At 42.5% G+C, this 11,525-nt stretch carries 8 protein-coding genes; 6 read left to right on the forward strand and 2 right to left on the reverse strand.

Annotated features, from left to right (window positions below):
• Positions 1-5 precede the first annotated feature (5 nt).
• Together QWZ17_RS19700 and QWZ17_RS19705 are read left to right on the forward strand one after the other, a co-directional pair.
• A complete protein-coding gene (locus QWZ17_RS19700; protein WP_290307015.1) occupies positions 6-1,133 on the forward strand; it encodes an acyltransferase family protein in 1,128 nt (375 codons plus the stop codon).
• Positions 1,134-1,221: 88 nt separating this feature from the next.
• Positions 1,222-4,512 carry a GH92 family glycosyl hydrolase gene (locus tag QWZ17_RS19705; protein ID WP_290307016.1) on the forward strand — a complete coding sequence of 1,097 codons (3,291 nt, stop codon included), beginning with the start codon at positions 1,222-1,224 and terminating at the stop codon, positions 4,510-4,512.
• Positions 4,513-4,549: 37 nt separating this feature from the next.
• Here QWZ17_RS19705 and QWZ17_RS19710 read toward each other — a convergent pair whose 3' ends face one another.
• A complete protein-coding gene (locus QWZ17_RS19710; RefSeq protein ID WP_290307017.1) occupies positions 4,550-5,476 on the reverse strand; it encodes a class I SAM-dependent methyltransferase in 927 nt (308 codons plus the stop codon).
• A gap of 184 nt (positions 5,477-5,660) precedes the next feature.
• Here QWZ17_RS19710 and QWZ17_RS19715 point away from each other — a divergent pair, with 184 nt between their 5' ends.
• Entirely contained in the window at positions 5,661-6,515 is an 855-nt protein-coding gene (locus tag QWZ17_RS19715; RefSeq protein ID WP_290307018.1) for an HD domain-containing protein, read from the forward strand.
• A gap of 5 nt (positions 6,516-6,520) precedes the next feature.
• On the opposite strand, the gene QWZ17_RS19720 is transcribed toward QWZ17_RS19715, so the two are convergent.
• Positions 6,521-7,339, reverse strand: coding sequence for a helix-turn-helix transcriptional regulator (locus tag QWZ17_RS19720; RefSeq protein WP_290307019.1), 819 nt, complete (start codon positions 7,337-7,339; stop codon positions 6,521-6,523).
• A gap of 61 nt (positions 7,340-7,400) precedes the next feature.
• Between QWZ17_RS19720 and QWZ17_RS19725 the strand changes: the two genes are divergently transcribed.
• The 3 genes from QWZ17_RS19725 to QWZ17_RS19735 are packed head-to-tail and all read left to right on the forward strand — an operon-like array spanning position 7,401 to position 11,408.
• Positions 7,401-8,741 carry a TolC family protein gene (locus QWZ17_RS19725; RefSeq protein WP_290307020.1) on the forward strand — a complete coding sequence of 447 codons (1,341 nt, stop codon included), beginning with the start codon at positions 7,401-7,403 and terminating at the stop codon, positions 8,739-8,741.
• A 2-nt stretch (positions 8,742-8,743) separates the two neighbouring features.
• Complete coding sequence (locus tag QWZ17_RS19730) at positions 8,744-9,805, forward strand: HlyD family secretion protein (RefSeq protein ID WP_290307021.1); 1,062 nt, start codon at positions 8,744-8,746, stop codon at positions 9,803-9,805.
• Between the two features lie 7 nt (positions 9,806-9,812).
• A complete protein-coding gene (locus QWZ17_RS19735) occupies positions 9,813-11,408 on the forward strand; it encodes an MFS transporter (RefSeq protein ID WP_290307022.1) in 1,596 nt (531 codons plus the stop codon).
• Positions 11,409-11,525: the final 117 nt, after the last annotated feature.

Here is an 11,525-nt window from a genome sequence, read left to right on the forward strand (position 1 = left end):
AAAATATGGCACTAACAACTGAAAGATTTACGGCGCTGGACGTATTCCGCGGGATGACCATCTGTTTTATGATCATTGTAAACGCCCCAGGCTCGGGCGCGGATGTGTGGACTCCGCTCGACCATGCCCCATGGATCGGCTTTACGCCAACCGACCTGGTGTTCCCCTCGTTTTTATTCGCGGTAGGTAACGCGCTCAGCTTCTCTAAAAAGAAGTTTGAAACTGATGCCGCCTTTATCGGCAAGATCTTTAAAAGAACGGTGATTATATTTTTGCTGGGCTACCTGATGTACTGGTTCCCGTTTTTTCACCGGGAAGCCGGTGGCTGGGCGTTTAATCCGCTAAGCCATACCCGCATTATGGGCGTATTGCAGCGCATCGCGTTGTGCTATTTCTTCGGCGCTTTGATTGTGCATTATTGCTCGCAAAAAACGGCTGTTATCATATCTGTAGTACTTTTAATAGGTTACTGGGCATTCCTGCTGGTATTTGGCGAAGCCGGTAAAGAGTACACCATGCTGGGAAATGCCGGCACCAAACTGGATATTGTGTTGATGGGCAACGATCACCTATACCACGATAAAGGTGGCCCCATCGCGTTTGATCCCGAAGGCTTGCTAAGCACTCTTACCGGGATTGTAAACGTAGTAGGAGGCTTTTTGGCGGGTGCGTTTATACAGCGTAAGGGCAAAAACTACGAATCGGTAGCAACGTTGTTTATGGCCGGTGTGTTGCTGATAGCCACCGCTTTGTTTTGGGCGCAATTTTTCCCGATAGCCAAAAAATTGTGGACAAGCTCGTTTTCCCTGCTTACCATAGGCATCGATCTGTTACTGCTGGGTTTCCTGGTATTTGCTATTGAAATTAAAAAGATACAGCGCGGCACCGGTTTCTTCCTCACTTTCGGTAGGAACTCGCTGGCCATTTATCTGCTGTCGGAATTATTACTAACCATTTTTCAAACCATTTGGGTAGCCCCAAAGCTCAGCTTTTACGATTGGATTAACCAGGTGTTTTACCAGCGCGTTTTCCCGGGTGCCTTTGGTACACTGGTATTTGCCATTTGTTACACGATGCTGTGCTGGCTGGTGGCGTATGTGTTGGATAAAAGGAAGATTTATATAAAAATATAGAGGAAGTGTTTTCTTGTAGAGACGCAATATTTTGCGTCTCCAACTATACAGAGCGAATTTGTAACACGAGTATGCATGACGGATTTGCATGCAGGAGACGCAAAGGGTAGGAGATTCAAAAATATTAAGGATGCGGTTAGATAGGTTTAAGTTAGTTATTCTTTTTGGAGTTTTAATAATATCATGTGGGCCTTTAGGCAGGGCATTTGCCCAGCAATCAAACCACTTAAAATATGTTGATCCCTTTATTGGCACAACAGTAAGTAAGGTACCAACCAAATGGGGCAATAACGGCGGTACTTATCCGGGCGCAGTGGCACCGTCGGGTGTTATTCAACTAAGTCCCGAAACGAGGGTTACCGGGGCAAGGGGATATAACTATGTTGATACCTCGGTTTACTATTTCAGCTGTTTTGGTCATGCCAGTGGCTATCCTGAAGGTTCGTCGGGTCGCTTTTTTATGATGCCGGTAGGGGAAAAGACTGAGTTTACAGCGCGTAAATACTCCGCGAGGTTTTCGCATCCTAATGAGCAGGCATCCGCAGGTTATTATAAAGTACATTTCAACAAAGAGAATATTACTGCTGAAGCCACGGCCACTAAGCGTACTGGCATGTTCCGTTTTACTTTTGCTCCTGGAAGCAAACAAATGCTTTTTATCGGCGATTGTGGAGAGTTGACGGCTTCATCTTCTACCATAATCTATGCATCAAACAACAATACGGTTATCAACTTTAGCGAAAGTTATATCGATAAAAAACAGGTTGAAGGCGGCTGGATGTTTACCTTTTTGCCGGTGCAAAAGAGTTTATTGGTTAAAATAAGTACATCTACAGTTAGTTATGCCGGAGCGCAAAATAATATAGATCAGGAAATTGGTAAACGTAGTTTTGATGAAGTCCGCAACCAAACAAGCTTGGATTGGCAAAAAAAGCTTGCCGTTATTGATGTATCCGATAGCAACGAACAAAATAAAACAGTGTTCTATACCGCTTTATACCATTCATTATTGGTTCCGTGGGTAATTAATGATGCTGATGGCCGGTACAAAGGTGTCGATAGCCTAATCCACCAAAAAACAGGTGATGCGCAATATGACTTTTTTTCGCCCTGGGATACTTTTCGGTCGTTACATCCTTTGCTTACACTGCTTTACCCGCAACAACAAAAAGATGTAATCCTTTCCATGTTGGATGTTTATAAGCAAAGCGGTCATTTGCCAACCGAAAGTATGACAGGCAATCATGCTATCCCCATCATTGTAGATTCTTATTTGAAGGGCATTACCGGTTTTGACAAAGGTTTGTTATACAAGGCCATGAAGAAAAGTATTGTGGATGGCCCGTTTGTTCAAAAAGATATGGAGGTGTACAATCAGCAAGGCTATATACCTTATACCCGCCCGGAATCTGTAACCCGCACGGTTGAATACGCTTATGATGACTGGGCTCTGGCTCAATTTGCAGGCGAAGTGATGCATAATCCCGCAGATCAGCAACTGCTATCAGCCCGTGGTTATAATTACCGCAACCTTTTAAATACGCAAAAGCTGCTGATGCTGCCGCGCAATGGCGAAGACTTTAAATTAGAACCGGGTACATCGGGCTATAAAGAAGGTGATCAATGGGTTTATTCCTACTTCGTCCCACAAAACGGTCGCGACCTGATTAACCAGATGGGCGGCGACGATCAGTTTGCAAAACGCCTGGACTCGTTGTTTAGCAACAATGTAGTTTTGTTTGATAATGAAACCGTATTTCACCTGCCATACCTGTTTAACCAGGCTGGCAAGCCACAATTAACCCAAAAATGGTTAAGGCAATTTATGCTTAACCGTTTTAGCGCTGCCCCGGGTGGTTTACCAGGTAATGACGATTTGGGTTCTACTTCCAGCTGGTATGTGTTTAGCGCTATGGGCATCTACCCGGTTTGCCCCGGCAGGCCATTGTATGCCATTGGCGCGCCGTTGTTTAAGTCGGTGACGCTTCATTTGCCTAACGGGAAAAACTTTGTTATTAATAGCAATAATTCATCGCCTCAAAATAACTATGTACAAGGTTTACAGGTTAACGGCAAGCGGTGGGAAAAATTGAGTTTGCCGCATACACTACTTGTAAAAGGCGGAAACATGACCTTTACAATGGGCCATAACAAAAGCAACTGGCCGGCAAACAAAACTCCGGTTGAATTATCGGAGACAAAGGATAAAGCTGATTTTAAAATCAGCAATGTATCGGCCACTAAGAAAACGGTAAGGCCTGATGAAGTTTTTTGGATTAAATTCACCTTGAGCAATACCGGAAGCACCGGCATTAAAACCCTTGAGTTAATGGCTAATGGTAAACCAAATGGCAGCAAGAATTGCCTGGTAGAAGCCGGGCATATCCTTAATGACTCTGTATTATGCCAACTTTACCCCGTAGGTAAAACAACATTAAAACTGGCAGATAGTAAGCCTTTTATAGTAGAAGTGAAACTTGCGGCCAGGGCACAGGTTCATTCTTACAAAATATGGAATCTTGATGTTAAACCAATGGTGAAGCTAAACCAAAAACAGGAAATTAAATACACCATCAAGAATACCGGAGGTGTAGCGAAGTTGTTCGATATACCTGTAAAGCTGAATGATACCATCATATTTGCCGATAAAATAAAACTTGAAGCCGGCCAAACCCGAACGATTAGCCATACCACGGCAGTAGCCAGTAAAGGATTTAAGAAAGTAATTGTAGATACTGCAAGTGCCATTTGCAAGGTTTACAACAGCAATTTAGAATCTTTAATACTGGATGTGGATATAAATGGCGCAACAGTGTCTGATAAATCCGGCTTTAACAACAGCGCGATTATTATAGGTAATACCAACCAGGATAAATTACTTTTTGGCGATCATACCTATGTAGAAATACCCAATACACCTGTTTTAGATAGGATGGGCGAAACCATTACCATGATGGGCTGGGTTTGTCCAACCGGTAAAGAAAAAGGCCTTGTGGATATCATTACCAAAGGGGATAACCATGTTTTGCAAACCATGGATAATAAAACGATCACCTTTTTTGCCGGTGGCTGGGGCCGGGGCGATGTTACCGTAAATGTGCCTGCTAATTGGGCAAACCATTGGCATCATATAGCCGGCGTATGTACGGGCAATGGCCTCTATCTGTATATCGATGGAGTTTTGGCCGGAACAGCGACGCTCGACGTAACCGTCAATCTATCTGTAAATAACAAATGGGTGTTGGGCCGCAATGAGGAGTTTCCTTCAGAGCGGGTGTTTCATGGGCATATTAATGAGGTAAAAGTGTTTGAATCGGCCTTATCTGCAAATGAAATCCAAACAATAATACAATCTGGTCAGCTTCAGTTTAAAAACTAAAAATTGCTCTAAATCGAGAGGCTAAATCAAATTGCAGTTAATTTATATTGCTTTTAAACTCATACAGCCTGTAAAAGTCAGTAGCTGGTCCGTTCACACAGGTGAGCCAATTTTCATTGGCTATAACTGGGGAACAGGGGCCATAAGTGAAAATTCGTATAGGTCTTTTGTATGCCTCGTTTTGCAGGATTTTAAGTACTTGTTGCATGATGCTTCCTTCAAAAGGAGTATACATAAAAAATATGGTTCCCCGGCTATAGTCGGCATCGCGGGCATCTGAGTTAATAAAATCAACATCGGATAAGTTTAGTTTTAAAGCGCTGCCCCGGGCATAGTTGGAATACGCCGGTTCGTATTCTATCCCTTTACAAGTTGCCCCGGTCATTACGTTTACAAGCATGCCAACCTGCCCTAAGCCCGATCCCAGGTCATAAAATACATCATCCTGTTTTAATTTGGCTAATCTTATCAATTCAAAAATTACTTTCGCGGGCGTTTGCTGATAAAATACCATCTCCGGCTGTTGTTCGATGGTTGGCATAGGGACGGCCTCATCTATCAATAGGCCATTGATGAAAATATCCAGATTATCATATCCAACTTCATTGGCTTGTTTACCATCAAAAAAATCCGCTCCAAAATATTTACAGATCATTGTTTGAAATGATGATTGTACAAGGTTACCGGTTTTGATCTGCTCTTTTAAGCGGGCGAATAGTTGGGTGTTTATTGTTTCAAGTTTGTTTTTGAGTTCATCCGCGTGTTTGTTTAGCACATACAATTGCTCATGCTGCCCAAGCTGTTGTTGTAAGCTTTCTATGCGGTCAATAATATGAAAATCAATTAAGTCGATGGCGTTTGTACGGGAGTTGAAACTATCCTCTTTATACAAAGTAATATCTTGTTCAATAAGCAGTATATCGGCCTGTATTTCGGTAATAATTTGCGGCAGTTTGTTATTCATGAATTGATAAAGATAGTGCTAAGAGGCGAAACGAGATCGTAGCAACTTACTTCATTTAATTTAAAAGCTAAATTATATGTAAAATACTAAAAATATTAGTATTTTATTATATTTGTGATGCCATCCGCAGGGACACAAAATTCCGGGATAGCTAAATATTAATGCTTTTATAATTGATGTAGCCATGAGAATAGAGGACAAACTATACGGCGTTTTTGAAGTAGAATCGGTTTTGGCACAACTAATCCGCTCTGAACCAATGCAACGTTTAAAGCGGGTTCACCAGGGTGGTGCTATCTTTTTGGTTGATTCTGCTATTAATCATACCCGGTACGCGCACTCATTAGGGGTATTGTTTTTGGTAAAGTACCTGGGTGGCAGCATGGAAGAGCAGATAGCTGCTTTAACGCATGATGTATCGCACACTGCTTTCTCGCACGTAGCCGATTATGTTTTTGGCTATGTTAACGAGGACTACCACGAAAGTATATTTGAAGAGGTGATCAACAAATCAGAAATTCCTGAAATTTTAAACAGATTTGGTTTCGACGCCGGTATTTTATTTGGACATGATTATCCAATATTAGAACAACCCTTGCCATTGCTTTGTGCCGATAGGGTTGATTATACACTGCGCGATTTGTTCCAGGCCGATATGATTAGCTTGAAAGATGTGCGCCTCTTTTTACCCCAGCTTACGCTACAACATGGCCGGATGGTTGTAAAATCCGAAACCGCAGGCCAGTGGATCAGCGACCAGTTCAAACAACTGAACAATGCCTATTTTAAAAAGCCCGAACATGTATACGCCAATACCCTGATGGCCGATTTATTAAAGCAAGGATTGGAAGGCGGCCTGCTTCAAAAAGATGACCTGTTGAAAGACGACTACCAGGTACTTAACAAACTTGCTAAAGAGAAAACAGGCTATCAACGCATTAATGAGATCAGAAAACTTACCCATTTTAAACAATTTTCTATTAAAAGAGCTACTGAACGGTTCAAAACAAGAGTGCTTGATCCGGCCGTAATGCGCTAAATTTCCTATTTCAGTTGTTTCGCAAACTCCGACGGCCTGGTATTGGTTAGCTGATAAAATATAGCGCTGAATGCCGATAGACTGTTATATCCCAATTTATAAGCTATCTCGCTCATGGACAGATCTGTTTGCAGCATCAGCTCAATGGCTTTAACCATTTTCAATAGCTTAAAATATTGCAGAAAAGAAATATGCAGCGTTGATTGAAACAGCCGCGATAAAGTACGCTCGCTAAAACCTGTTTTGTTGCTTACCGATGTGAGGGTAAGCGGTTCATAAAGGTTGGCATTCATATAATTCAGCACAGGGTGCATGCGGGTATTTTCTGTAGTGGGTAAAGCCACGGGGAGCGCTTTTTGGCTAATCTCGGGCAAAATGCTTTTAATGCCGGCCAAAAAGTTAAAAGCAGGTTCGTCGGGCCTTACATCGCCGGTCCACCTTTCAGAGTAGATGAGCATTTGTAATAGCAACGTATTTATAGGGTAGATACCGCCTTTGGTATAAAAGGGATTACTGCCATCATCGTGCGAGTAAAAGTAGATGGTGCGGGTAATAGCCGACCGGTGCATCTCCACAAAATGTACCATCCCCGCCGGAATCCAAACATAATGCCGGGCCGGGATCACCAATGTTTTATGGGTAAGGTGAATGTATGCTATACCGCCTTCAATATAAATCAACTGTCCCTTTTTGTGGGTATGCTGCGGGAAGTTTCGTTCTGTTTTCCAGTTAATTACATATACTGAATCGGGATGCTGATCAATATCCCTGAAGAAATTGTTGGCGGTCTCCGTATCTATATTTTGGCTGGAATGAATAAACATATGGCAAATTTAAATAAAATAAGCTTTTAAAAAGACCTCACCTTTGTGCTATTGAAATACCATGAACTTTAATAGTAAATATCACCTAACCCTGTTGCCAGCCTTGATGATAGTTTTGCCGCTAAGCGCAAAACAATTCCCGACCGACACCAGTAAAAGCCTCCCCTTAACAATTGCCCAGGTTTGGCAAAAGGCCGAGGTTAACAGTAAAGCTGTACAAATTAAACAGCTGCACATAACCAGCAGCCAGGAAGCCATAAAAGACGCCAAAGCCGAACGTTTGCCCGAAGTTAACATCAATGGCGAATATGCCCGCGTAAGCAATATGCCTGTTTATGAAAACGGCTTATTCAGCTCGCCATCGCAATTTCCGGTGCTGCATACCACTTATACCGTTGGTGCCGAAGCTTATTTAAACGTTTACAACGGCAATAAGGTAAACCTGGAAATTGATGCCCGCAAAAACGAAAGCAATATTGCCGGCGAGCAAAAGAAGCTTACCGTATCTGAAACAAAGCTGCATGCCGCGGCCTACTACCTGGATATGCAGCGCAGCCTGATCTTTAAAGATCTTTTGTTGAAAGATATTGCGGCGCAGGAAAAACAACTCCTGCAAATTAAAACCCTGCAAAAGAACGGTGTAGTGCTAAAAAGCGATGTACTGCGTGCCGAGCTTAAACTATCCAAACAAAAGCTTTCCTTAACCCAGTTAGATAACGATTTAGCAATTGCTAACCAAAAGCTAAACATTTTGATAGGCTTGCCCGACGAACAGCGTATTGACCCTGTGGAAGAAGTTCAGTTAGATTCCGTTCAGCTAAAACCATATAGCACATACATGGCCGATGCTGCCAATGGTGCTTACCAGGTAAAAATATCTGAACAGGAAACTGCTTTAAAGGAATTGAAGCTAAAAAGTATTAAAGCAAATGTATTACCTAAAGTAGGCTTATTTGCGGCTTATAATTACAGCTATCCGCAAATCCTGTTTTACCCATACTCGGGCAGTATTTATGGTTTGGGTTTTGCCGGGGTGAAGGCTTCATTTTCGCCATCATCATTTTACCATAATAACCATAAAACCAAAGTAGCCCGGTTGGAATTGGAAAGCCAGGAAATTGAACATGCCCAAACTGAAGATGTGGTACGCCAACAGGTAAACGAAGCCTGGCTGCGCTACCGGGAAGCATTGAATAGGGTAGATGTAACCCAAACCAATGTAAAACAGGCTACCGAAAACAGGCGCATAGTAAGCAATACCTATTTTAACCAGCTATCGTTAATAACCGATTTGTTAGATGCAGATACGCAGTTATTACAAACCCGCTTTGATCTCGCCGCGGCCAAAATAGCGGCACAGCTTCAATATTATCAATTACAAAACGTAACCGGCAAACTTTAATCATGAACAAGCAAATAACCACCCATACAAAAACAGATAGGGTAATAACCCAAATAACCACCTGGATAGCCGGCATAGTTGCCATCGCGCTACTGGTTTGGGGTATCATCACGCTGATACACTTATATAGCTATGAGGAAACCGACGATGCGCAGGTAGAAGCCTACATCAATCCCATTACAGCACGTGTAAGTGGTTTTGTAAAAGAAATTAGGTACGATGAAAACCAGGACGTAAAAAAAGGAGATACCTTACTCATTATTGATAACCGCGAATACCAGCTACAACAGGAAGAAGCAGGAGCAGGTTTGCAAAATGCCAAAGAGCAGGTGCGTGTGTTAGAAAGCAATGTACAAACCGCCGCCAAAATTGCCGAAGTAAACAATGTACAAATAGCTGCGGCCAAAGCGAAACTGGTTAAACAACAGCAGGAGTTTGAACGATTTAGCAAATTGTACGATGCCGAATCGGCCACTAAGCAGCAGTTAGAAAATGTACAGAGCGCACTGGATGTTGCCCGGTCTGATTACCAGGCGGCTTTAAATACCTACCAGGCATCGTTATCAAAAGTGAATGATAGTCGGTCGCAAATTACACCGGTGCTGTCAGAAATCAAACGCCGGGAACTTGTTCTGCAGCGCAACAACCTCGATGTTTCTTACACGGTAATTACCGCTCCTTACAATGGTAAAATGGGCAAGCGTACCATACAGCCCGGTCAGCAAATACAGGTTGGGCAAACGTTGACTTATATTGTCGATAAGGAAACCGGCCTTTGGGTGGTGGCCAATTTTAAGGAAACGCAGTTGCATGATATGCGTATTGGCCAGTCGGTTGATATCACTACGGATGCTTATCCCGATAGGAAAATAAAGGGGCAAATTCTTTCATTGTCGCCAGCTACTGGATCGCGCTTTTCGTTGCTGCCGCCAGATAACTCCACCGGTAACTTTGTGAAGATAGCACAACGTATCCCCGTAAAAATTAAAATAGACAACAAAGCTGCCGACGTTGCTTTTTTAAGCGCCGGTATGAATGCCAGCGTTGCCGTACCCAAAAATTAGTAAAACAATGAGCCGTGTAATTCCTGTTTTTAAACCCTGGGTACCCGAGTGGCTGATCAGGCTGAGTTTACTGTTGGTGATTTTGCCGGGGATCATTTTGTTTTCGCTATCCATCAGTAACGTAAGCGCGTCTGCCGGTTACTACGGTATCAGCCCTAATGACGCGCAGTTTTCAATGATTATATTGTATGCTGCTACCGCGAGTTTTGTGGTGCTGGAGAAAAGATTTTTTAGAAACTTTGCCAGTAAAGTATATCTGCTTATCAGCGTATTATTAATGGTAACTACCTGCTACATCTGTTATAATACCCATACGTTTTTCCTGCTTTTAATTTTCAGGTATATCCAGGGCATGCTAACCTGTACCAGCCTCAGTATTACGCTTACACTCATGTTCAGTAGGTTACATAGCGAGCGGTCAAAGGAAATTGGCTACTCGGTTGTTTATTGCGTACTGTTGTGCGTGTCGCCATTATCGGTATTGTTTACCGCTTCTATTATTGATAGTTTTAATTTTAATGTGATTTATAAATGCGCCATTTATTCCTTTTTACCGGGCGCGATATTGATGTGTATTATCATGAACAATGTGCGCCTTGATCGTAAATTGCCTTTGTACAGGTTAGATTGGGCCGGCTTTGTAATCTATTCTGCAAGCCTGTGTCTTATTGGTTATGTGATGATATACGGCCAGCAATATGATTGGTTTGATGATAATCGTATTAGCCTGAGCGTTGCTGCTATCGTGTTATTGCTAAGTATTTTTGTAGTAAGGCAACTTTTTTCTAAGCGGCCTTACTTTTATATCCAGGCTTTTAAATCCCGCAGTTTTGTATTGGCCGCCTTGTTGCTGTTTGTATTTTACATTTGCCGCGGCTCGTTTGGTATAACAACCTCGTATATGGGTAGCGTTTTGGGTATCGACCCGATAAATCAGGGGTATTTGCTCATTTATAACCTGGCAGCTATTGTTGCAAGCGTTACTATTGCATCAAGATACATGCTCAGGAAAAAACCATTAAGGCATATCCTTATTTATGGATTCACCTTTTTGCTGGCTTTTCATGTATATATGTGCTTTGTGTTTTCGGCGCAGGTTGATACCGAAAGTTTAATCCTGCCGGTGATATTGCAAGGTTTGGGGGCAGGGATGTGTATGACCCCTATTATATTGTTCATCATTTCGTCGTCGCCTGTAAAATATGGTAACACGGGTTCGGCAGTGGGGATCTTTATGCGTTTTACCGGTTTTTGTAGCAGTATATCGCTTATCAATTATTTTCAGCTTTACAGGCAGGCCGATCATGCAAGTCGTTTCCATGAACAACTAAGTGTTTTAAATCCGGTGGCTGTTCAAAAATTAACCTTGTACAAACAGGCTTTGACAGGTAAAGGAGTAGCTCCCGATCAGGCTATAAAAATTGCTAACGGGTTGTTGAACAAAAATATCGGGGTTCAAAGCCAGCTGCGCTTTGCTGTAGATTATTACCAGGTAATTAGCTGGGTTTTATTGGCTATGATATTGGTGATTATATTGTTCCCATCTAAAAAACCGGCGGTAATAAACCTTGGGGCTAATCAGCCGGCACCAGTTGTTTATTAAGCATTTCGAAAAGACAGGCTGAGTTTTAATAAGGTACCATATCCTTTGGTGGTTTTTCCTGGAGGGAGCGGATGGCATCCCACAAAATTAGATAAGGCAAGGTTAACGCTTAACAAG

Source organism: Mucilaginibacter flavus (genome assembly GCF_030409315.1).
Lineage (GTDB): Bacteria > Bacteroidota > Bacteroidia > Sphingobacteriales > Sphingobacteriaceae > Mucilaginibacter > Mucilaginibacter flavus.